This is a genomic window from Streptomyces sp. NPDC012888, from assembly GCF_042900645.1.
Lineage (GTDB): Bacteria > Actinomycetota > Actinomycetes > Streptomycetales > Streptomycetaceae > Streptomyces.
Genome location: NZ_JBIBBM010000010.1, coordinates 149,248 through 171,237 on the forward strand (window position 1 = coordinate 149,248; position 21,990 = coordinate 171,237).

At 73.8% G+C, this 21,990-nt stretch carries 16 protein-coding genes; 6 read left to right on the forward strand and 10 right to left on the reverse strand.

Annotation, left to right across the window (positions count from 1 at the left end; all coding sequences use genetic code 11):
* Nucleotides 1-366 precede the first annotated feature (366 nt).
* Nucleotides 367-2,760 carry a bifunctional serine/threonine protein kinase/MFS transporter gene (locus ACFY61_RS19375; RefSeq protein ID WP_389473461.1) on the forward strand — a complete coding sequence of 798 codons (2,394 nt, stop codon included), beginning with the start codon at nucleotides 367-369 and terminating at the stop codon, nucleotides 2,758-2,760.
* 195 nt (nucleotides 2,761-2,955) lie between these two features.
* On the opposite strand, the gene ACFY61_RS19380 is transcribed toward ACFY61_RS19375, so the two are convergent.
* Nucleotides 2,956-4,128, reverse strand: a complete 1,173-nt coding sequence (locus ACFY61_RS19380) for a phosphatidylserine/phosphatidylglycerophosphate/cardiolipin synthase family protein (RefSeq protein WP_389473463.1) — start codon at nucleotides 4,126-4,128, stop codon at nucleotides 2,956-2,958.
* Between the two features lie 254 nt (nucleotides 4,129-4,382).
* On the opposite strand from ACFY61_RS19380, the gene ACFY61_RS19385 reads away from it, so the two are divergent.
* Complete coding sequence (locus tag ACFY61_RS19385; protein ID WP_389473464.1) at nucleotides 4,383-4,556, forward strand: hypothetical protein; 174 nt, start codon at nucleotides 4,383-4,385, stop codon at nucleotides 4,554-4,556.
* A gap of 45 nt (nucleotides 4,557-4,601) precedes the next feature.
* Here ACFY61_RS19385 and ACFY61_RS19390 read toward each other — a convergent pair whose 3' ends face one another.
* From ACFY61_RS19390 to ACFY61_RS19400, 3 genes are all read right to left on the reverse strand, one after another.
* Entirely contained in the window at nucleotides 4,602-9,278 is a 4,677-nt protein-coding gene (locus ACFY61_RS19390) for a hypothetical protein (RefSeq protein WP_389473466.1), read from the reverse strand.
* A complete protein-coding gene (locus ACFY61_RS19395) occupies nucleotides 9,275-9,820 on the reverse strand; it encodes a hypothetical protein (RefSeq protein ID WP_389473468.1) in 546 nt (181 codons plus the stop codon). The genes ACFY61_RS19390 and ACFY61_RS19395 overlap by 4 nt, the downstream gene beginning before the upstream one ends.
* 238 nt (nucleotides 9,821-10,058) lie before the next feature.
* Nucleotides 10,059-12,218: an MMPL family transporter gene (locus ACFY61_RS19400; RefSeq protein WP_389473470.1), complete on the reverse strand. Its 2,160-nt coding sequence runs from the start codon at nucleotides 12,216-12,218 to the stop codon at nucleotides 10,059-10,061.
* A gap of 326 nt (nucleotides 12,219-12,544) precedes the next feature.
* Between ACFY61_RS19400 and ACFY61_RS19405 the strand changes: the two genes are divergently transcribed.
* The 3 genes from ACFY61_RS19405 to ACFY61_RS19415 are packed head-to-tail and all read left to right on the forward strand — an operon-like array spanning nucleotide 12,545 to nucleotide 15,046.
* A complete protein-coding gene (locus ACFY61_RS19405; RefSeq protein ID WP_389473472.1) occupies nucleotides 12,545-13,786 on the forward strand; it encodes a sensor histidine kinase in 1,242 nt (413 codons plus the stop codon).
* Nucleotides 13,783-14,451 carry a response regulator gene (locus ACFY61_RS19410; RefSeq protein ID WP_389473473.1) on the forward strand — a complete coding sequence of 223 codons (669 nt, stop codon included), beginning with the start codon at nucleotides 13,783-13,785 and terminating at the stop codon, nucleotides 14,449-14,451. Before ACFY61_RS19405 ends, ACFY61_RS19410 begins: the two co-directional genes overlap by 4 nt.
* A 58-nt stretch (nucleotides 14,452-14,509) precedes the next feature.
* A complete protein-coding gene (locus ACFY61_RS19415; RefSeq protein ID WP_389473474.1) occupies nucleotides 14,510-15,046 on the forward strand; it encodes an Imm21 family immunity protein in 537 nt (178 codons plus the stop codon).
* A 137-nt stretch (nucleotides 15,047-15,183) separates the two neighbouring features.
* Here the strand turns inward: ACFY61_RS19415 and ACFY61_RS19420 are convergent, their stop codons facing one another.
* The 4 genes from ACFY61_RS19420 to ACFY61_RS19435 form a co-directional block, all read right to left on the reverse strand.
* Nucleotides 15,184-15,756, reverse strand: a complete 573-nt coding sequence (locus ACFY61_RS19420; protein WP_389473475.1) for a snapalysin family zinc-dependent metalloprotease — start codon at nucleotides 15,754-15,756, stop codon at nucleotides 15,184-15,186.
* A gap of 239 nt (nucleotides 15,757-15,995) precedes the next feature.
* The gene (locus ACFY61_RS19425; RefSeq protein WP_389473477.1) at nucleotides 15,996-16,901 is read right to left on the reverse strand and encodes an AraC family transcriptional regulator N-terminal domain-containing protein; all 906 of its coding nucleotides are present in this window, start codon (nucleotides 16,899-16,901) and stop codon (nucleotides 15,996-15,998) included.
* A gap of 147 nt (nucleotides 16,902-17,048) precedes the next feature.
* Entirely contained in the window at nucleotides 17,049-17,594 is a 546-nt protein-coding gene (locus tag ACFY61_RS19430; RefSeq protein WP_389473478.1) for a YbhB/YbcL family Raf kinase inhibitor-like protein, read from the reverse strand.
* A 184-nt stretch (nucleotides 17,595-17,778) separates the two neighbouring features.
* Entirely contained in the window at nucleotides 17,779-19,008 is a 1,230-nt protein-coding gene (locus tag ACFY61_RS19435) for a DUF418 domain-containing protein (protein WP_389473480.1), read from the reverse strand.
* A 328-nt stretch (nucleotides 19,009-19,336) separates the two neighbouring features.
* On the opposite strand from ACFY61_RS19435, the gene ACFY61_RS19440 reads away from it, so the two are divergent.
* Nucleotides 19,337-19,777 (forward strand): pyridoxamine 5'-phosphate oxidase family protein, encoded by a 441-nt coding sequence (locus ACFY61_RS19440; RefSeq protein ID WP_389473482.1) that lies wholly within the window; start codon nucleotides 19,337-19,339, stop codon nucleotides 19,775-19,777.
* 209 nt (nucleotides 19,778-19,986) lie between these two features.
* Here ACFY61_RS19440 and ACFY61_RS19445 read toward each other — a convergent pair whose 3' ends face one another.
* Both ACFY61_RS19445 and ACFY61_RS19450 read right to left on the reverse strand, forming a co-directional pair.
* Nucleotides 19,987-20,919, reverse strand: coding sequence for an alpha/beta fold hydrolase (locus ACFY61_RS19445; protein ID WP_389473484.1), 933 nt, complete (start codon nucleotides 20,917-20,919; stop codon nucleotides 19,987-19,989).
* A 220-nt stretch (nucleotides 20,920-21,139) separates the two neighbouring features.
* A complete protein-coding gene (locus tag ACFY61_RS19450) occupies nucleotides 21,140-21,805 on the reverse strand; it encodes an MSMEG_1061 family FMN-dependent PPOX-type flavoprotein (protein ID WP_389473485.1) in 666 nt (221 codons plus the stop codon).
* Nucleotides 21,806-21,990 lie beyond the last annotated feature (185 nt).

Here is a 21,990-nt window from a genome sequence, read left to right on the forward strand (position 1 = left end):
GGCCTGTTTGGCGATCTTGGCGAGGACCGGAGGGCGCGTCAGGAGTGAGGACGGGGCGGTAGCTGACGATCCGTTCGCTGCCCTTGCCAGCGTCCGTCATGCCCGTCCCCGATCGTCGGGCCGGGGAGGCCCGGTCGGGCCGCCATCCCAGCACACCTCACCGCGCTGCTCCAGGGACGATCAAGGGCGGCGAAGGGGCGCGCGGGGGTGCGTCAGGGGCGCTGGGGGAAGGCCGGGACGCACCGGCGGATCTTCGTACCTGCGGGGCGCGGTCGGCGCGCACGCCCACCGTGTGTGTTCGCGGCGTTTGCGGGCGGGTTGGGCAATCTGCCGCAGGGGATGGAGAGTTGCACTACCTTACCTCGGGTGGATCAGTTGACCGGCGAGGACCCTACTCACATCGGCGCGTACCGCCTGATCGCCCGGCTGGGCGCGGGCGGCATGGGGCTGGTCTACCTCGGCCGCTCCGAGGGCGGCCGCACGGTGGCCGTGAAGGTCGTCCAGGCCGAGCACGCCGGGCACCCGGAGTTCCGCCGGCGTTTCGCCCGTGAGGTCGCCGCCGCGCGGCGGGTCGGGGGTGACTGGACGGCTGCGGTGCTGGACGCGGACCCCGAGGCGGTGGTGCCGTGGGTGGCGACGCAGTACATCCCCGGCCCCGACCTCACCTCCGTCGTCGCCCGCGACTACGGGCCGCTGCCCGAGCACTCGGTGCGCACCCTCGCCAACCGTCTCGCTCTCGCGCTGCAGGCCGTGCACGCGGCAGGCCTGATCCACCGGGACCTCAAGCCGTCGAACGTGCTGGTCACGGTCGACGGCCCGCGCGTCATCGACTTCGGTATCGCCAGGGCGATGGACAGCCTGGCCGGGGACAGCCTGCACACCCGCACCGGGATGCTGATCGGCTCGCCCGGCTTCATGTCCCCGGAGCAGGTCCGCGGGCTCGACCTCACCCCGGCGAGCGACGTGTTCTGCCTGGGGGCGGTGCTCGTGTACGCGGCGACCGGGCGTCTCCTCTTCGGCGCGACCGACACCGGGCTGAACGCCCACCTCTTCCGCGTGGCGGAGGAGGAGCCCGACCTGACCGGCGTACCGGAGTCGCTGTTGCCGCTCGTTGGGGCCTGCCTCCAGAAGGACCCGGCGTTGCGGCCCACGCTGCAGCAGATAGCCGAGGGCACGGTCTCGGACGGGGCCGAGGAGTGGCTGCCGGGCGTCGTGCTGGCCCAGCTCGGGCGGCATGCGGCCCAGTTGCTGGACTACGCGCCGCAGGAGCGGCGCCCCGCCCGGTCGGCGGGGGCAGGGGCTCGGGTGCCGGTTGCGCCGGCGCCCGCGTACACGCCGACGACGCCCGCGCATCACGTACCGCCCCAGGGCTTCGGGCCGGCCCCGCGGGCTTCGGCCCCGTACCCGCAGGCGCAGGCGGCGGCGGGGCCGCGGCCCAAGCGGTGGCCGGGGGTGGTGGCGGTGCTGGCGCAGTTGGCGGTGGTGTTCGCCGTGTCGTCCTTCGCCCTGTCGATCGGGGCCGTCCAGGCGGACCTGGGGCTGCACGGCGAGGACATCGGCTCGCTCGTGGGCCTGTACTCGCTCGGCACCGCGGGGACGCTGCTGCTCGGGGGGCACCTCGCGGACTCCGTCGGCGCCCGGCGGATCCTGACGATCGGGCTGAGCGGGTTCACGGCCGCCTCTGTCGTCGGTGCTCTGGCGACGTCCTTCGGCCTGCTGGCCGGGAGCCGCGCCCTGCAGGGCGCCTGCGCCGGGCTGGTGTTGTCGGCCGCGCTGTCCCTGGTGACCGGTGGCTTCACGGATACGGGCGAGCGTCGCCGGGCGTTCGGGGCGTGGGTGACGGTACTCGTCGGCGGCGTGGGAGTGGGGGCGTGCGTCAGCGGGCTGACCGCCGAGTTCCTGAGCTGGCGTGTCGCCGGATTGGTCGGCGTCGTCCCGTGCGCCGTGGCCGCGCTGATCTGTACGCTCCGGCTGCCGGCGGACGTCCCCGGGCCGGCCCGGCGCTTCGACACGGCTTCCGTACTGCTCGGCACCGGGGGCCTGCTCGCGTTCGCCTTCGCGCTGGTCCCCGACGTCCTCCGTGGCGGCGCGGGCCTGACCTGGTCCCCGATGACGCTCTTGACGTGCGTCGCCGGCTCGGTGTTGCTCGTGGGCTACCTGCGACGGCAGACCACGGCGGACGGTCCGTTCTCCCCCCGGCATCTCGTCGGCATGCTCGCCCTGGTGGCGGCGGGCGTCGGGATGGTGTCGCTGCTGTGGCCCCTGAGCCACTACCTGTTCTGGGTCCTCGGCCTCGCCCCGGCGACAGCCGGTCTGCTCCAACTGCCCCTGGCCGGAGGCGCGGCGATCGGTGCCCTCGTGCTCGCGCCGGTGCTGACGCGCCGGACCGGCCCGCGGACGCCGGGCGCGGTGGGCCTGCTGGTCGCGGCCTCGGGCGTGGCGGTGCTCGCCCTCGGCGCTGCCGACGCCGACGACGCGTACGCGATCGCCCTCGCGGCCCTGGTCTTCGGCCTCGGTGCCGGCCTCGGCCTCACCCCGCTCTTCGCGGCGGTCACGGCGGACGCGACACCGCTCCGGGCCGGCGGCGCGGCGGCGGCGGCGCTCGCGGCCCAGCAGCTGGGTGATTCGGCGGGTGCCGCGCTGCTGCCCCCCTGGTTCGAGAGCGAGCACCACTGGTGGGGTGCGGGCTCCCTGGTGCTCGCGGCAGTGCTCGCGGTCACGTGCCTGCCGTCGAGGACACCGGAGGACTCGGTGCGGTAGGGGTCGCTGCGCGGGCGTCGCTGGGTGAGTGGCTCGACCCTGGCCCGTGCGCCTGGCCGCGCCGGCGTCGCCCGCGCCCGGCCAGGCGTCGCGCACCTGGCCGGATCACCCCGTACCGCCGCCCCTGCCGCACGGGGCGCTCCCGGAAGTGCCTGGGGACGGCCGTGCGGGGTGACCTTCCCGGGGCGGAAACGATCAGGCCGCCGGCGTCGACGCGTGCGTGAGCAGCGCCGTGAAGTTGCTCGCGTACGCGTCGTGCGGGGCCGGGCCCTCCAGGCGCAGCATGGCCTCGTCCTGCTCCGTCAGGGAGGACTGGTCCAGGTTGTGGGAGCCGGTGAAGGTCCACTTGGTGTCGGGGTGGCCCGCGTAGTTGCCCTCGACCGTCAGGTACTTGGAGTGGACGAGGTAGCCGTCGGCGGTGTTCAGCTGCTTGAGCGTGATGTTGGTGCGGCCCGCGAGGGTCGCGGCGACATTGCTCTCGGCGTAGACGACCTCGATCTTGCAGCCCTGGTTCGCCAGCGTGACCAGGGCGTTCGCGACCGCGGCGCGGTGCAGCGCGAAGGCCGCCACGCGGACGACGGAGCGGTGGCCGGTGGGCGTGCCGACCGTGGTGTTGCCGGTGCAGGTGACGTTGTCGAGGACGTCTACGACGACATCACCGCTTGCTTGCGGGAAGAAGTAGTACTTCTCGGTGCCGACCTTGGCGGTGGTGTAGTAGTTGCCGTTCTTCACGCCCGAGGCCAAGTCGTTGAAGTAGTTCACGTAGGCCGTGTACAGCTCGGTGTTGCCGACGACGGTGTACGCGTTGTTCCAGTACTTCGCGGTGTTGGGCGCGGTCTGGTTGGCGGAGGTCTGGATGACCACGTCCTCCTCGGCCCCCGCCACCGTGCCGGTGCGGGAGAACGTGAAGAACTTGTTGTGGTTCCGCGGGTTCGCGCTGTCGGGGGCGGTGGCGATGCAGCCGCCGATGGTGCTCGTCGGGTCGGAGGGGTACTTCTTGCACACGTACACCCAGGAGCGGGCGGCCTGGTCCTGGCCGAGGCCCGCGATGAGGCTCTTCGCGGCGGCCGAGTCGGCGTACTTCACGTCCAGGACGACACGGACGCTGACGTTCTTCCGGTGGGCGTCCACCAGGGCGTTCGCGTAGTCCTGGTCGGTCAGCGCGTACAGGGCGGCGCGGATGACCCGTTCCGGCTCCGTCCGGCGGATCGCGTTGATGATGTGGTCCTTGACGGCGTTCTGTTCCGTCACGGTGCCCTTGGGGTTGTTGAACACCGCTCCGGTACGGACGGGGACGGTTCCCTCCGCGACGGCGGTGCCGGTGCCCGGCAGCAGCAGGGCACAGGCCAGCAGAACGGCCGCGCCCATGCGACGGCGGGTGGTTGCGAAGATCGGAATCACTCCTCGGGGTCGGGGTCGGGGTGGGGTCGGGGTCGGGGTCGGGGTCGGGGTCGGGGTCGGCACGAGCGAAGATCAACTCCGTGCGCGGTGCGACAGCGTAGACCGTCGTACGACGGATGGGTACACCTGCTGTCGGACGGGCCCCGGCCCGTGGTGCGGCTACTGACGCTGACGGCAGCTGGGTGATGTCGACCGACCCGGTGCCGCTGTGGGGGCGAGGTATGAGTGCGCAGAGGGCGGCCAGGGCGGCGGCGGACGTCCCCGGCAACCGTCCCGCCCCCGAGGTCGGCATCCGCATCCACGAACGCCTCACCCCGTCCGCCAGCCCCTGGACCGTCCGCTGCGGCCCGAACGGCGCCGTGGTGCCCGAGACCGACGACGGTACCGCGCCGTGATCAGCCCTCCGCGGTGTCGCATCCGGCACGTACGCCGGGTCGGCCTCAGTTCCCGGCGGGGAGCGGAGTCGGGCGGGAGAGGAGGCTGGGGAAGAGCTTCGTGGGGGGTGGGGAGGGGGCGGGGGTGAGGGTGGGGCAGACGCGGCGGAAGGGGATGCCCGGGGCCATCCGCTCCCACTCGGCCCCGGTGGGGTTGGCGGCGGCGAGGCGGCAGGCGCGGGCGACCGGGTCGCGCAGGGTGGCGCCGAGCTGGGCGATGTTCCAGCGGACGGCCTGGCCGGGGTAGTTGTAGGTGGTCAGCGTGGCGCCGTCGGAGGAGATGCCGAGAGCGCGCGCCTCGTCGTCCAGGGTGAGGGAGGCGACGGGGTGCGGAGCGGTGGGGTCCCACACGTCCCAGGCCAGCAGGCGGGTGCCGGGGCCGGCGCCCGTGAGCAGTCGGCCGTCCGCGCTGAACGCGTACGGTCCCGTATCGCCGCCCTGGGAGAGGTTGCTCCGGAACCGGGGCCGGGCCGGGTCGGAGACGTCGTAGAGGAAGCCTCCCCTGCGACCGAATGTCGTCACCACCAGCCGGGTGCCGTCGGGGGAGAACGCGCGCGGCCTGGTAGGGATGCCGTCGGTGGAGGGCAGGACGGACAGCCGGCCGGGTTTGCGCGGGTCGCGGACGTCGTACAGTGCGTCGGCGACGGCCAGGACGGGGTCGTCGGGGGCGAGCAGCACTTCCGGGGGGTGCTTCCGGTCCCGTTCGACGGAGCCGAGCCGCTCCGGGCGGCCGGGCCGGGAGAGGTCCCACAGGGTCGCTCCGGCCTCGGAGCCGATCGCCATGAGGCCGTCCCGGAAGGAGACCTCCAGATCGTACGTGTCGCCCGCCGCTCCGGCCCGGAACCGGAACTCCTGCTTCGGTCGGGCGGGATCCCGTACGTCCCACACCGTCAGGACGCCCGCCGGGCCTTCGGCCGCCAGCCGACCGCCGTCCGTCGAGAACCACATCGCCCCGTTCCGGAATTCACCGCCCGCGTCCAGGCGGACGGCGCCCGCCCGGTGGCCCGCGGACAGCCCCGTCAGCGGGATCAGACCGAGCTGACCGTCGGCGGTGGCCAGGGCCAGCAGGCTCCCGTCTTGGGAGAGGACGTGCGGATCCACCGATTCCAACCACCGGAAGGGGTTCGGGGCGGGGAGGGTGAACGGCCGCGCCGCGACGGTGGGGAGCAGCCGGTCCGTCAGCGACCAGAACCGTACGTCCCCGTCGCGGTCGCCGGTGGCGAGCGTACGGCCGTCCGGCGCGAACGCCAGGGCCGAGATGGTGGTGGCGTGACCGGACAGGACGGCCGAACGGACCGGGCGGGACCCGGAGAGGTCCCATACCGTCGCCGACTGGTCGGTGCTGCCGAGGGCGAGGTGGCGGCCGTCCCGGCTGAGTGCGACGGCTTCGACGGGGCCGCCGTGGCCGCTGACCACGGCGGTGGGGCGGCGGTCCGTGGGGGCAAGGCCTCGGCCGGTGGCCGCGGAGATGTCCCACAGGCGGACCTGGGCGTCGCCGGAGCCGACGGCGAGGGTGTTCCCGGTCGAGCTGACGGCCATGGCGCGGGCCGGGCCGCCGGTGCCCTCCAGCGTGCCGAGGCTGCGCGGCCGGCCGGGGTCGCCGAGGTCCCACAGTTCCACCGTGCCGTCCTGCCAGGCCAGCGCGAGGGAGGCCCCGCCCGGGCCGAAGGCGGCGGCCTGGACGTTGCTCTCGCGCTGCGGGAAGGTCGCCCGGGCGCGGACGGCACCGTTTCCCGGGTCCACCGACCAGAGCCTCGTCGTGTAGGAGGAGGAGGTCATCAGAAGCCGGCCGTCGGGGCTGAACTCCACCTGTTCCACGGCGCCGTCCACCGGCAGCGTGCCCCTGCCGCGGGGCTGCGGGCGGCCCGGGCCGGCGGCGAGCGAGAACGCGCCCACGGACTTCTCGTCGTCCGCCCCGGCGAGCAGCAGGGACGTGCCGTCGCCGATCCAGAGCGCGGTCTGCCCGAGGATGCCCGGCTCCTTCGCGACGACCTCGGCGAGCTTGCGCGGCTCCCCACCGGCCCGCGAGGCGTCCCACAGGCCGACGATCCCGTCGTATCGGCCTACGGCCAGGGTCCGGCCGTCGCCGCTGTACGCCATCGTCTCGACCGCGCCCTTGATGTCGAGGGAGCCCGCGTACTGCGTTCCGCTCAGAACGTCCATCAGAGTGTCGCGGGTCTGCGGCGACGGGGCTTCGCGATAGGCGGCGACCGCGAGCAGCAGGGCCGCGCGCGGATCGGTGCCGATGCCGGCGCGGGCGGCTGCCTGGAGCTGGCGGTTCTGTGCCTGTTCGCCGTTGGCCCGGGCGTTCGACCGCTGTTGGAGGGCGATTCCCGCGGCGACCAGGGCCAGGCACAGGATCCCGCCGATCACCGCGGCGAACTGCCTCAGCCGGCGTGCCTGGCGCTGCAGTCGCAAGCCCGCCTGACGGAGCTCCACCGCTTGCGCCTGCTCCCGTGCCAGCGTTCGGCTGAGCTCGCGCGTACGGCGCTTCTCCTCCTCCAGCTGGCGCCGCTCGCGCAGTTGTTCGGCGTGGTCGAGGTCCTGGCTCGCGGCGACGAACTCCCGGTCGAGGGGGCGTACCAGCCTTGCGTGCCGCTCGTCGCCCAGCCAGTCGACGGCCGCCACCAGGCGCGTACCGCGGTAGCAGTACTCGGGGGAACGCCCGGCGCGGTTCCAGGCGTCGGCGGCGTCGGTCAGCTGCTGGCGGGTGACGAGCCCGGCCCGGTCCTCTTCGATCCAGCGCCGGAGCCGGGGCCAGGCGCGCAGGAGTGCTTCGTGGGAGATCTGGGCCGTGTTCTGGTCGACGGTGACGAGGCGGGCGCGGGCGAGCCGGTCGCGGACGCCGGTGAGCGTGCGCCGCCGGGCTTCGGAGCGGTCATCGAGCAGTTCGTCGAGGCGGATGCGGCGGCGGACGGCCTCGTCGCCGGTGCCGGTGAGGGTGACCATGGCGAGGATCAGTTCGCGGACGGCTTCGCGGCCCGGCTCGTCGAGGCCCTCGTGGATGTCCTCTGCCGTACGGGCCACGGATTCCCAGATCCCGCCGGTCGCCGCGTATCCGGAGAGGGTGAGGGTCGCGCCGCTGCGGCGCGTCCAGGTCTCGCGGAGGGCGTGGGCGAGGAACGGCAGTGCCGAGCCGAGGTCGCGGCCGCCGCCCTCGCGGGTGTCGCGGAGGAGGAGGTCGACGAGCCCGGTCTCCAGGTGGAGTCCGGCGTCGTGGGCCGGGTGCTCGATGGCGGCGCGCAGGGCGTCCTGGTCCATGGGCCAGACGTTCCACTGCCTCCTGAGGGCGGGGCGGAGTTCGGGGTGTTCGAGGCAGCTGCCGTAGTGGTCGGCCCGCAGGCCGAGGACGACGCGGGGGCTGTCGCCGTCGGTGGCGGTGGTCGCGCCGCGGCACAGGGCGCGGATGAACCGGGTGCGCTCGTCGGCGTCCTTGCAGGCGGTGAAGACCTCCTCGAACTGGTCCACGACCAGCACCCGGCAGGCCCCGTCGGCGGGCAGGCGGCCGTCGCCGAGCTGTCGCTCGACCTCCGCCTGCGGTGTGCCGGAGGCGCGGGACCACAAATCCGCGAGGGTACGCAGGGGGTGCGGTCCGGGGGACGCGAGCAGGAGCGCGGGCCAGGGAGTGGTGGGGTCGGACTCGTAGCGGCGTTCGAGGCCGGCGAGGAGGCCTGCGCGCAGGATGGAGGATTTGCCGACGCCGGAGGCGCCGACGAGGACGACCGGGGCACGGGCCGCCGCAGGCGCGGGGGCCGCCGCCTCCGGTGCGCCCGTCGGCCGTGCGGGCCGTACGACTTCGGCGATCAGATCGGCGGCTAGCACCTCGCGGCCGAAGAACCGCGCGTGGTCCTCGGCCCGGAAGGGTTCCATGCCGGGGTAGGGGCAGGCGGTGCCGTCGGCGGGGTGCGCGGGCCCGGGCGCCGGTACCGGGGCGGCGGGGTAGGCCCTGTTGGCGGCGACGACGAGTTCGCCCGCGCGGTCCTCGCTCTGCCGGTGGGGACGTACGGGCCCGTCCTGGAAGCGGCGGTCGAGGTGGGCGTACACGCCGTCGAGGGTCAGCCAGGCCGGTGCGGAGGGGTCGCCGTCGTGGAGGAGGCCGAGCAGTCTCCCGGTGAAGAGCGTGTGGGGCTCGCCCTCGGGGGCGAAGGAGACGGCGTAGTTCGAGGCGGAGGTCAGCAGGAAGCTGCCGTCGGGCCGTGCGGTGACGTAGGGGTCGCGGACGGATCCGCGGGAGGCGGCCTGCGCCATGCCGGAGAAGCAGCAGTCGAGCAGGACGACGACGCGGGCGCCGCTGTTGCCGAGCGTGTCCCTGATGACCTGGTACGGGATGGAGCGCGCGATGCCGTGGGCGGAGCTGGTGGCGGTGGCGAGGTAGAGCTGGTCCTGCGGACCCAGCAGCCCGTGGCCGATGAACGCGAAGAGGACCAGGCCGCGGGCGTCGGCGACGGCCTGCTCGACGGCCTCGACCACGGTGGCACCGTCGGTGGGGTCGAGGAGCAGCTCGATCTGCGTGGGCTCCATGCCGCAGACCTCGTGGAGGGCGCGGGCGAGGTCGCGGGCGGACGTTTCGACGCTGGGCAGGTCGGGGAGTCGGGACCCGGCGCTGTGGACGCTCGTGCCGACGACCACTGCGCGGACGCCGGGGCCCGCGAGGTCGCTGGTACGGCGCGGCGGAGCGGTCACGGACGGCGGCCGTCAACCCCGGGCTCGGGATCGGCGCCGGGCTCGGGCCGGAGTTCTTCACGTCCGTCACCGGGCGCCCGGGCGGTTCCGTCCGCCGCCCCGGCGTCCGCCGGGGCGGCGGACGGCTCGGCCTGGGCCTCGGGCTCGGCGCGCTCGGCAGGCTGCCGGCGCCGCATCGGGACGTCCAGCCGGCCCGCGATCTCCTGGGCGAGTGCGCCGGCCTGCTGGGCGTCGAGGCCCTTCACCCGGTCGGTCGTCACGGTCACTTCGGTGCCGTCGGGCCGCGTGATGGTGACGGTCTGGCTGCCGCTGCGGTTCTGCACCCAGGTGACCACCGCAGCCACCAGCACGGTGACGATGCCGCCCGGCTCCAGCAGCACGGTGACGAACTCGGTGGCCGTCCCCATCGTCCCGGGCGCCGGCGGCTCACCGGTCCCGCGCTGCACGCGACCGCGCAGCTCCCGCTGCTTCCCGAGCCAGCCCCTGAGGTCGTCCGTACCGGCCCGCCCGCCGTCGTCCCGCGCCGTGATGGCGATCTGCATGGTTCTCCCGCCTGCAGCAGTACGAAGGTCAACTGCCCCTCACTGTACTGAAGATCGCCGCCCGGTAGCGCCCACTTTCGGCCGAAGCGGCCCGTCCCGCCCGAGGCGTACGGGGCTGCCGCCGACCGCGGCGGACTTCGGTTGGCCTCCGGCTGGTGGTTCGTCAGGGGCCGGCTCGGCACGGCTGGTTCGTCACTGCTGGCCTTGCGTGCGGGTGGGCGGGCCGGTTCGGTTCGGTTCACCCCACCGGTACCTTCCAGGACTCGGTGGGGGCGGCCGCCTCGGGCCGGTCGGCGTGGAGCCGGGGGCGGAGCGGCCACCACAGCGAGCGGCCGAGCAGCGCGGCCAGGGCCGGGACCAGGACCACGGACAGGAGCAGGGCGGACAGCAGGATCCCGAGCGCCGTGGCGAAACCGGTCTGCTGGGTTCCGGCGTGCGGGCTCACCGCCAGGCTGCCGAAGGAGGCGGCGAGCACCAGTCCGGCCGTGGCGATCGCCGGGGTGGTGTGCCGTACGGCGCGGGCCACCGCCGCGCGGGCCGGGCCGGGGCGTTCCATCTCCTCCCGCAGCCGGTCGCTGATGAGGATGTTGTAGTCGGTGCCCAGCGCGACCACGAAGAGGAACAGCACCAGCGGGAGCGTGAAGTCCACGCCCGGCCGCTCCAGCAGGTGCTGGAAGACCAGGGCCGAGGCGCCCAGGGTGGCGGTGAAGCCGAGTCCGACGGCGAGCATCAGCACGACCGGTGCGAGGACGCTGCGCAGCAGCACCAGCAGGATGACGGCGATCAGCGCCGCCGCGACCGGGAAGATGACCTTGAGGTCCTTGTCGACGGCCACCGCGATGTCCGCGAACACCGATGCCGTTCCGCCGACATGGGCCTCCGTCCCGGCAGGCTGGTTGACCCGTACCGTTTCGCGGAGGGGCCCGGAGACCAGGTCGCGGGCCTGCTGTCCGCCGGACTCCATGGTCAGCAGCAGGTCGATCCTGGCCGCCTTCCCGTCGCCGCTCAGTACGGTCGGGGCGGTCCCGCCCACTCCGGGGACCCGGGCCAGTGCCGCCGCCAGCCCGGCCACGCGCTCCGCGTCGAGCGGAGCGCCGTCCTTCGTGGTGACGAACACGCTCGTCGGGTCCGCGGCGCCGGCGGGCAGGGCCCTGGTGATCTCCGCGGCGGTCTCCACTGCGGCGGTCCGCTCACCGTCCGCGCCGGACTGGCCGTAGTCCATGCGCATCCCGGCCAGTCCCGCCGTGAGGGCCCCGAGCATGACCAGCGAGGCGAGGACGAGCGCCGCCGGGCGCCGGGCCGTGAGCCGGCCGAGGCGGCCGGCCAGGCCCTCGCGCGGCTCGTGCCCGAGGGCGCGCGACGGCCAGAACATCTTCCGTCCGGTCACGGCCAGCAGCGCCGGCATCAGCGTGAGGCTTCCCAGGAGCATCACCAGGACCGACACCGCTATCGCCGGGCCCAGGACCCGGAACTGCCCGAAGGTGGCGATCCCGAGGGTGGCGAAGGCGGCGACGATCGTCAGCGCCGCCGAGGTGACCGCCGTGCCCACCCGGCCGGCGACCTCGGTGGCCGCCCGGCGTGCGCACTGCCCGGGGTGGCGCCGCAGCTGTTCGCGGTAGCGGAAGAGCAGGAAGAGGAAGTAGTCGATCCCGATGCCCATCAGCACCACGTTGATCAGCCCGGGGGTGGAGGGGGCCAGGCGGATCCCGCCGGCGATCGAGGCGAGGACGACCGCGCCGGCCGCCGCACCGCCGATGACCGTCACCGCGAGGAGCGGAAGCAGGGCGGCGAACACGCTGCGGAACACCAGGACGTGGAGCAGGACGATGAGACCGAGCACGACCCCGCCGACGACCGCCGACCGGGTCTCCTCGGCGTCGGCGGTGTCCACCGTGGCGGCGAGGCCGCCCGTGAACCCGGTGCGGAGGCCCACCTCCCGGAACCCGGCCTTCGCCCGCTCACGGAACTCCTTGTACGTGGCCTGCACGCCCGGGTCCTGCGGGTTGCCCTTGAGTTCCACGGACAGCAGCCGGAAGGACCGGTCCGGGGCCGTCATGCCGAGGGCCACCCGGGGGGTCTGGGAGTGGTCCTCCATGAACGGCAGGTCGTCCTCGGTCCTGGGCATGGCGATCTCCTGGCGGGCCAGCCGCCCGGACACCTCCTCGATCCCGCGCTCGTCGGACGCGGAGAGTGCGGCCCCGTCCTCACGCGCCACCAGGACCGTCAGGGGGTCCGAGTCCGGCCGGGCGCCGAAGCTCTCCTCGGCGATCCGGTGCGCTGCCGCCGAATCGTAGGAGGGGGGCAGGAAGCCGTCGTTGCCGGGCTGGGTGGCGCGGAAGACGAACATCTGGCCGAGGAGCGCCAGACCGATGCCCAGCACCGCCCAGAGGGCGATCACCTTCCATGGGTTCCTCGTCGAGCATCGCGTCAGGGCGCGGATCACTGTTCTCCTCCGGTGGGTCGGTGGGGTCATCGGGTGGGGTCATCGGTGGGTGACCGGGCCGGTCGACCTGGCCCGTATCCAGACCATCAGCGGCCGGACGGGAAAACGTCCTGGTGGAGGAGGATTCCGCGGCCGGGACCACGGTCCGGGGTCCGGTCCCGACCAGGACCCTGGTCCTGGTCGGGACCCGCCCTCAGGGCCGGTGTCCGGGGTGCGGGCCGATGTGAGAATGGGGTCACGAGGGCGGCCCGACGGCGGTCCGTGGGAGAGGGGCCGAAACGATGGGCACGCGCGCCGAGAGGCTGACGTGGACGCGCAACGACGCGCTGGTGGCGGTCGGGGCGGCGGCCGTGGACCTCACGGGCTTCGCCCTCGACACCCAGTTCGAGGGCGTTCCCCTGGAGGTCGCGGCGTCCTTCCTCGTACTGGCCTCCTCACTCGCGCTGCTGGCCCGCCGCCGTCATCCGGTCGTCACGCTCGCGGTGGTCCTGCTGCTGGGTGTGGTGGTGAACCTGAGCACGGCGGTGTCCCCGCATTTCGGCCTCACCCCGGCCATCGCCCTGTACTCGGTCGCCGTGGCCTGCCGGACGCCCGCACTGGTGGGAGCCGCGCTCGTGACGGCGCCGCTGAACAGCCTGGGCCAGGGCGGACTTCCCTTCGGCTCCGGCTTCGCGCTCCTCGCCAACGCGGGCGCCACCCTGCTCGTCGTCATCACGGGCCTCGTCGCCAGGCGCTGGCAGCGGGAGACCGAGGCCACGAGGGTCCTGCTCGCCGAGCGGGCGGTGGCCGAGGAGCGCCGCCGCATCGCGCGGGAACTGCACGACATCGTCGCCCACCACATCACCACCATGCAGCTCATGGCCGGCGGTGCCCGGGCCAACCTCGCCCACGACCCCGGGGCCGCCCGCGAGGCCCTGGTCACCCTCGAGGACTCGGGCCGGCTGGCCCTCGGCGAGATGCGGCAACTGCTCGACGTGCTGCGGGCCGGGGAGGAACCGGAGACGGCCCCGCCGGCGCCGCAGCCGGGTGCCGGGGACCTGGAGCGGATCGTCGCGGAGTCCCGGCTCGCCGGGATGGACACGGAGTTCTCGGTCAGCGGCCCGCCCCGGCCGCTGCCGCCCACCGTCGGCCTGACGGTGTTCCGGGTGGTGCAGGAGGCCCTGACGAACGCCCGGAAGCACGCCGGGAACGCGCCCTCGCGGGTACGGCTGACGTACCGTCCGGACGAGGTCGCCGTCGAGGTCCGCAACGAGTGCCCGGGGGACGGCGCCGGGCGGCGCGCGCCCTCACGGCACGGGGGGTACGGCCTGATCGGCATGCGGGAACGCGTCGCCCTGCACGGCGGCACCCTGGAGGCGGCCCACCGCGAGGACGGCGGTTTCCTGGTCGCGGCCCGCCTCCCGGTGCCGGCGGCCGCCGAGCCCACCCGGCCCACCGAGCCCACCGAGCCCGCCGGGCCCGGCGAGGGCCTGCGGCAGCCGCTGCACCCGGTCCGGCCGTCACGAGGGGAACACCGCCGGTGATCCGCGTGCTCATCGCCGACGACCAGCCGCTGGTACGGCGCGGCCTGGCCCTGATCCTGGCGCCCGACCCGGGCATCGAGGTGGTCGGCGAGGCCCCGGACGGAGCGGAGGCCGTGGCGCTGGCCCAGCGGCTCCTCCCCGACGTGGTGGTCATGGACATCCGGATGCCCGTGCTCGACGGAGTGGCCGCCACCGGGCGCCTGGCCGAGGTCCAGCCCCGGTCCCGGGTGCTCGCCCTGAGCACCTTCGACATGGACGAGTACGTCGTCGCGGCCCTGCGGGCCGGCGCCTACGGCTTCCTGCCCAAGGACGTCTCCCCCGAAGAGCTGATCACGGCGGTGCGTACCGTCCACACCGGCGAAGCGGTCGTCGCGCCGAGGCTGTTGACCCGGCTGATCTCGACCTACGTACGGTCTGCTCCGCGCGAGCCCCGGCCCGCCCCGGCGGCGCCTGCCGGCCTCACCCCGCGGGAGGTGGAGATCTGGCGGCTGCTGGCCCGCGGCCTGGACAACGCCGGCATCGCCGCGGACCTGGACATCAGCGTGTCCACGGTCAAGAACCACATCACCGCGCTCTTCGGCAAGCTCGGCGTACGCGACCGGGCCCAGGCGGTGATCGCGGCGTACGAGTCGGGGCTGGTGCAGGCCGAGCGACGGGGCGGTTGACCGGTTGGCGGCGGCGAGCCGGGCTGGTGGAGAATGCGGGCGTCAGGCAGCCCCTGGGGTGACCACCGACTTGGGAGGAAAACTGTCGACTCCGATCAGCTGGCTCGACCGAACCGACTTCGGCGTCTACGCCCTGTGTCCCGCCGGCTATGTGGACGACTGGGACGGTACGGAAGCGTTGGACACGGTCTCGGAACACGTCGGCAAGATCCGGCTCCCCGACCACGGGGAGGTCCTCACGCTCGGCGGGGAAGCCCTGCCCGTGGCGTACTTCCCGCAGACCATGACCTTCGTCCGGACCATCGGCCACGACGACGAATCCGGCCTCCACGACGCGGTCGAGCGGAGCGAGGGCGCGGCGGGATGGCGGGACGACGTCGAGATCTGCCTGGGCGGGTGCTACTTCCTGATCGACTCCATGGCGCCCGGCGCGGAGGCGGGCGAGGAGTACTCGATCCGCGTCGACGTTCCCCCCGGCCGCTACCGGGTGCAGTCACTGTTCATCGCTCCCCCGATGGGGGAGTTCTACCTGCACCGGCTGCGCGCGGTCCCCGCGCCGGCGGCCGGAACGGCCGCCCTCGTCGTGCCCGGCTGACCCTCCCGGCAGGTGCGCCGGGCCGCGGAGGCGGCGGGGGCCACCTCCGCGGTGGGGCGAGCGGTTCGACGTGACGACGGGGCGGCGGTGTTCGCCGTCGACCAGTCGTGCCCGGCTCCCCGGGCGGTCCGCGCCGGTCAGGGGGCGTCGATGAGGACCCGGCCGTCGGTCGGCACGGTGGCCGCGAGCCCGTTCGCGTACGCGTTCTGCACGCGGGACCGCTCGGCCGCGTCGGGCACGGCGTTGGTGCAGGCCGTCCCGGCGCTGGACCCGGACATCAACTGGGAGCACGGCCCCGGCTTGGTGTCCGGGAGGCCCAGGCTGTGGCCCAGCTCGTGCGCGGCGATGCGCGTCTTGTCGTATCCCAGGCTCACGGCCTGGGCGCCGAGTTCGACGCGTACCTGGCGCCCCGGCCGGACCGGGCCGAGGGTGGCCTGGGGCCATCCGGTGGTGGCGACGATGACGATCTCGGCCCGGACACCGGGGGCGGCCTCCACCAGCCGTACGTTGCTGACGTTCGCGTTCCAGGAAGCGACTCCGGCGGCGATGGCGGCTTCCCAGCCGCCGGCCCTGCTGTCGTCGTAACGGAGCGTCACCACCGCTGCGGAGGCGCCGGGTTGTGGTGCGGGGGCCGCGGTCGCGGCGGTTGCCGACACGAGGACCAGCGCGGCGGCGGAGGTGCCGGCTTTCAGCCAGGTACCCAGAGGCATGGTCGTGTTCCTTCATGTGTGGGGGACCCGGCCCCTCGGCGGAGCCGGGGCGCTGGAGACGCCGCCACCGCCCGCCGGTGGCCCGGACGTTCGGACAGCCGCCCCTCCGGAGCCCTAAGAAGGTAGCCCCGTACCCCATAAACCCGTCATGCACCTGCCAGCCAATTCCCGGGGGCTCTCCGGCCGGTGCCCGGTCAGCGGGTTGCACGGCACATCCGGGAGGCGCCCCCCGGACGCGGTCAAGCCCTCGCAGGCGCGGGCGCGGGCGCGGCGTGATCGGTACGGGCACGCATGCGGGCCGCGTCCGCGCGCGGCGGCGCGCCGAACTGCCGTTTGTACTCGCGGCTGAACTGCGAGGGGCTGTCGTATCCCACGCGGGAGGCGACGCCGGTCACGTCGTGCGGGCGACGGGCCAGCAGCAGCCGTGCCGCCTGCAGCCGGATCTGCTTCTGGAACTGGATCGGGCTCATCGCCGTGACCGACTGGAAGTTCCGGTGGAACGCGGAGACGCTCATCCCGGAGGACCGGGCCAGGTCCTCGACGCGGAAGGCCTCGGCGTAGTTGTCGCGGATCCAGCCCACTGCCCGGGTGATGTGGGTCAGGCCGCTGTCCGCCAGGCCGAGCTGGCGGACGGCTTCGCCCTGCTCCCCCGTCATCAGCCGCCACAGGATCTCCCGCTTGGCCAACGGGACCAGCACCCGGCGGTCGCGCGGCCGGTCCAGCAGGCGCAGCAGGCGCACGATCGCGTCGATCAGCTCCGCCGGTGCGTCGCTGACCGTGATCCCGGGCCGGGCCGACCGGGTCGGAGGCGGCAGGTCGCCCGGCCCCGCCTGCAGCATCAGTTCCGCGATGACGGCGGGCTCCAGCGTCATGCCGAAGCCGAGTTCGGGTCCCTGGGCGACGCGTCCGACCACCGGCAGGTCGGCCGAGGCGACCAGGTACTGACCGACGCCGTATTCGTACACCTCGTCTCCGAGCGCGAGCCGCTTGGACCCCTGGGCGATGACCGCGAGCATCACGCCGGACATCGCGTACTCCGGCTCGGCGCCCGGTTCGGCCCGGCAGATCCGGACGCCGTCGATGGCCGTGGTGAGGTCGGGCCGCGCATGGCGTCCCAGCAGGTCGCGGAGCTCGTCGAGGGACATGCCCCCATCCCACCACGGGACTCCGCCAGGATCCCCGGCCAGGGGCAGGATCGTGCAAGGACGCGCGGAGATCGGGCGAGTCCGCGGGCTTGGCCGGGGGCGGGTGGCGGGGGCGGGTGGCGGGGGCGTGCGGTCGGGCGTATGCGGCTACGCCCCGGTGCCCGGCTCCTCGTAATGGGCTATCAGCCGGCCGCGGGCGATGGTGTGGAACCGCAGGTGGAACCCCACCAGGGCCGGCGTCGCGTCCGCATCCGGCCCCAGCTCCTCCCGGTCGACGGCGTACACCGTGAACACGTACCGGTGCGGGCCGTCCCCCGCGGGAGGGGCGGCCCCGCCGAAGTCCCGGCTGCCGTAGTCGTTCCGTACCTGCACGGCACCGGGCGGCAATCCTTCGAAGCTCCCGGTTCCGGCCCCCGCCGGCAGCTCGGTGACGTCCGCCGGGATGTCGAAGACCGTCCAGTGCCAGAATCCGCTGCCGGTCGGTGCGTCCGGGTCGTAGCACGTGACCGCGTAGCTGCCGGTGCCCTCGGGTCCGGCGGACCAGCCGATCTGCGGGGAGGAGTTGCCCTTCGCGTACACATGGGTGTCCGGGAGGGTCCCGCCGTCAATCAGGTCCGTGCTGCTCACCGACAGCTCGGGCACCTGCGGGTGGAAGTCGTGCGGCAGCGGTCGACGTTGCACCTGATCACTCAACTTCTTGGTCCTTCTCCGTGTTTGCAAGGGGTGTCCTCCCGGGGTCCCGGGGGCACGTCCTCATCGGAGCACGGATCCGGCGGGGGGCGGGTGCCGCCGGGAGGATCGTGCAAGAACCCGCGACCATTACCCGGCACGGGGCCCGTGCGGCATCGAGGGCACGTCACACGTCGCACGTCACACGTCAGGGAGTGCCGGGCCGGCCCTGGTCGGCGGGCTCCGCGCGATACCCGGGCTCGCCGAAGCGGGTCAGCTTGCGCAGCAGCCACTCAACCGGGCCGAGACGGTATCGGCGCATCAGCCGCGCGCTGAGTGCCAGCTGTGCCGCGTACAGCAGCAGGGCCATGGCGAGCGGGACGGCGATGCCGAGGCGCCCGTAGAGGGCCAGGCCGTAGCCGGTGAAGAGCAGCGCCATCACCAGCGACTGGGTCAGGTAGTTGGTGAGTGCCATCCGTCCGGCGGGGGCCAGGACGGATACGGCCCGCGCACCGCCGCCCGTACGGAACCAGAGCAGCAGGCCGCTCGCGTAGGCGACGGAGAGCGCCGGGGCGGCGACGACGCTGACCATCGCGGCGAGCAGCTCCCAGCGGGCCGACAGCGGACCGGCCGTACCCGCGGCCGCGAAGAGCGCGGTCGGGACGCCGACGCACAGGCCGGTCACCAGGAGGCGGCGCAGCGTCGGCCCTTCGGCCGTGGTCAGCCAGTGCTGCTTGCCGGCGGCGAGGCCGACGAGGAACGCGGCGATCACGAAGCCGCTCATCAGCAGGGTCGCGGCGGCCGCCTCGGGGAGCGCGTCCACGTTCGCCCCGACGACGTCGGCGAATCCGCCCCGGTAGGCGTCGACGAGCGCGGTGGTCTTCTCGGCGCTGCCGACGCCGGTGTCGGGGGCGGGGTCCAGGAGGGCCGCGGCGGCCGCGGTGACCAGGAGGAGGCCGCCGAAGCAGCCCCAGAGCCAGAGTGCGGCGCGGAACGCCGTGCGCGGCGCGGCGCCGCGGGACGCGAGGAGGATCAGGCCGCACAGGGCGTAGGTGGTGAGTATGTCGCCGACGTACAGGAACACCGCGTGCAGGGCGCCGAGGAGGAACAGGCCGAACAGTCGGCGCAGGGTACGCGGTCCGACGCGGGCGCCCACGCGTTCGGCCGAGGCCATCTGGAGGGTGAAGCTGTATCCGAAGAGGAACGAGAAGATCGGGTAGAACTTGCTCTGGGCGAGGAAGTTCACCAGCCACAGCGCCACCGTGTCGGCGCCCCCGTCCGGGCGTCCCCCGACGAGGCCCACGGGCCCCGACATGGTGAGTACGTTGACCAGCAGGATCCCGGCCAGGGCGAATCCGCGGAGCGCGTCGACCTCCTGGACGCGCGCGTGCTGCGGTGGGCGTATCCCGGTCTGTGGTCCGGCCGGGTGCGGTGTCATCGTGGTTCCCCCGTGTGTGTGCGCATGCAGTCATCGCGCCGTCGTGCGGTCGTGCGGTCGTGCGGTCGTGCGGTCCGTCAACATCCTTTCATCTGCGGGCGATGCCTGGTCCACGCCGCTGGCGCGGGCGCTGCCACGGCCCGCGCCGACGGGTCGGCGCCGACGGATCGACGGTCATTCCCGCGGCCGGCTCCCGGGCGCCGGCGGTGCTGATCACCGTCGACGGGTGACCGCTGGGCCGGACGGGGGCGGGCGGATTACGGCAGGCGCTGTCGGGGAAGGGCGACGAGCGAAGAGGCCCCTTCCCCACCGACCCGTTGGAGACACCGTGCCGCTGTCGACCCCGGAGCGCGAGGCGTTCCTCGCCGAACCGCACATCGGATCACTGGCGATCGCCCGCCCCGAGCAGCACCGGGCGCCGCTCGTCGTGCCGATCTGGTACGGATACCAACCGGGCGGTGACCTGTGGGTGCTGACCGGTCCTGACTCGGTCAAGGCCCGGCTGATGGCCACCGCGGGGCGCTTCTCCCTGCTCGCCGAGCGCGTCAGCCCGACCGTGCGCTACGTGTCCGTGGAGGGCCCGATCCTTTCCACGCGGGCCACGACGGACGAGGAACACCGGGCCATGGCCGAGCGCTATCTGCCTCCGGCGGCGGTCCGGACGTACCTGGAGGCCGCGGAGAAGGACATCGGTCCCCAGATCACCGTGCGGATGCGCCCCGAGCACTGGTTCTCGACCGATCTGGGCAGCCTCGTCGAGGAAGGCTGAGCAGGAGCGGAGCAGCACCCCGGCCGGGGCACGACCGCTCGACTCCTCCTGGAACGGGCCGCTCTGGTAGCCGTCGACCAGACGGTGGCCGACGACCGCCTTGGGGATCTCCTCGGCGCGCGCCACGGTGACCCGCCCCACGCGGCTGCGGCGGTTCCCGTTTCCGCCTTCTCCCGACCTGGGGCGGGGGTGGGCGGCCGAGCTCGTGCTCAGCGGGGCGGGTGGTCGCCGGGTACGACAGGCGGGTTGCCGAGGTGTGCCGCTCCGGCGGCCCGGGCGGTGTGCGTGAGGATCGCGTCGGCCAGCCCGGGCAGCAGTGTCCGCGGGAGGGCGTGGCCCATTCCGGGCATGTCGACGATGCGGGAGTTGGCGATGGCCTGGCCGAGGTGGCGGGCGTGCGCCGAGGGGAACACGGGTTCGGCGGGGGCGGATGTGATCAGCGTGGGCACCTGGTTGCGGGCCAGCTGCTCGGTGCGGTCCATGCCGGAGTGGTCGGCGCGCCCGTGGGCCATCGGCGAGTCGTACCGTCCGGCGTGCTCGATGATCCGGCGTTCCAGCGCACGGAACTCCTCGGGGTCGAAGGGGGTCCGGGGTCCGTTGAGCGCCCGCCAGTGCTCGACCCTGCGGTCGAGTTCCGCTTCGAGGCCGTGGTCCTCCCAGGGCTGCGCCCACATGTCGAGGATCTCCGGGGCGATGCCCGGGAGTTGGTCGGCGGGGGTGCTGCTGCCGTCGGGGCCGGTCAGCGGGCGGGTGCTCAGGGCGCAGGTTCCGATCAGGACGGCGCTGGCCACCCGGTCGGGGTGGTCGGCCATGAGCAGCTGCGTCAGCATGCCGCCCATGGACATGCCGACGACGTGGGCGCGGTCCACCCCGTACGCGTCGAGAACGGCGACCGCGTCCGAGGCCAGGTCGAGGATGCTGTAGGGGTGCTCGTCGAAGGACCAGGTGGAGCGGCCGGTGTCGCGGTGGTCGTAGCGGATGACGCGGTGCTGCCGGGCGAGCGCCGTGACGAGTTCGTCGGGCCATCCGAGGCCCGAGGCGCCGGCGCCCATGACGAGCAGCAGGGCCGGGCTGCGGGGGTCGCCGCACTCCTGGGTCCACAGCCGCACCTCGGTGTTGACGGGGATCGTCCGCTGGTTCACAGCCACTCCTCACGCGACGAGACGGTTCGTCTTGAGTGATCGACGGCCAGTATGCAGGCTCGTGGGCGGCCGGTCAATACGAGACGTGCCGTCTCGCATGAGTGTGCGGCCGCGGCGCCGAGCCCGCGTGGTACCGGGCAGGGCGCCACGCCGTGCCGCACCGGGCCCTCGGACGAGGCGTCCCCCTACAGGGGATATGGGCAAGGGAAGTCGGTCCGGGTTACTCGAAACGCAGGCGCAGCGACTCCCGCTCGACTTCCTCGATCTGGTCGACGGTCAGGCCGGGCAGGTCCAGCTGGGCCAGGGTCACCTCGGCGCTGGTCGGCTGGGCGTCGGCGGGCACCCACTGCTCCGGCTGCCAGGCGTGGGCGCGCATCAGGGACTTCGGGCAGTGCGGATAGACCTGCTCGATCTGCACCACGATCGCCGAGACCGGCGGTTTTCCGACCGGGGTGAGCCGGGCGAGCAGCTCCGGGCGCGCCGAGACGCAGGCCCGGCCGTTGACGCGCAGCGTGGTCGGGCGGCCGGGGACGAGGAAGAGCAGGCCGACGCGCCCGGTTTCCAGCACGTTGTGCAAGGTGTCGAGCCGCTTGTTGCCGGTCGCGTCGGGTATCGCCAGGGTCCGCTCGTCCAGCACCGCGACGAAGCCGGCCGGGCCGCCCCGCGGTGTCACATCCGCCCGGCCCTCGGAGTCCGCGCTGCCGATGAAGACCAGCGAGGAACAGCCGATCAGTGCCCGGGTCTCGTCGTTCAGGCGGTCGGTCTCCTTGCGGAGCGCGTTCGGGCTCGGTGTGGGGTAGAGCTCGCGGAGCTGGTCGGGGCCGGTGAGGGCGTCCGCCCGTAGGGACGCGAAGAGAGAGCCGTCGGGCTCTGTGTCGATCATCATACGGGTGACCCTAGAAGACGACTGGGGCTGCACGCCGTTGGAGTGCCCGCGGCCCTCGGACGGCGTCGACTCGGGGGCCGTCCGCGCCGTCCGGTCCTCTGCCCTCCCCCGGGGCTGCTCGTCGAACAGGTGGCGAAGGTGGCCTCGAAGACGTCCACGAGGGCGCGCGGCGGCGCCCGGCGGCC

What these genes read in the sequence shown, in the direction of transcription:
- ACFY61_RS19450 (WP_389473485.1), bottom strand. Translation starts at nt 21,805, where the DNA reads ATGATGATCGACACAGAGCCCGACGGCTCTCTCTTCGCGTCCCTACGG.
- ACFY61_RS19380 (WP_389473463.1), bottom strand. Translation starts at nt 4,128, where the DNA reads ATGGGCGCGGCCGTTCTGCTGGCCTGTGCCCTGCTGCTGCCGGGCACC.
- ACFY61_RS19395 (WP_389473468.1), bottom strand. Translation starts at nt 9,820, where the DNA reads ATGCAGATCGCCATCACGGCGCGGGACGACGGCGGGCGGGCCGGTACG.
- ACFY61_RS19405 (WP_389473472.1), top strand. Translation starts at nt 12,545, where the DNA reads ATGGGCACGCGCGCCGAGAGGCTGACGTGGACGCGCAACGACGCGCTG.
- ACFY61_RS19385 (WP_389473464.1), top strand. Translation starts at nt 4,383, where the DNA reads ATGAGTGCGCAGAGGGCGGCCAGGGCGGCGGCGGACGTCCCCGGCAAC.
- ACFY61_RS19435 (WP_389473480.1), bottom strand. Translation starts at nt 19,008, where the DNA reads ATGACACCGCACCCGGCCGGACCACAGACCGGGATACGCCCACCGCAG.
- ACFY61_RS19420 (WP_389473475.1), bottom strand. Translation starts at nt 15,756, where the DNA reads ATGCCTCTGGGTACCTGGCTGAAAGCCGGCACCTCCGCCGCCGCGCTG.
- ACFY61_RS19425 (WP_389473477.1), bottom strand. Translation starts at nt 16,901, where the DNA reads ATGTCCCTCGACGAGCTCCGCGACCTGCTGGGACGCCATGCGCGGCCC.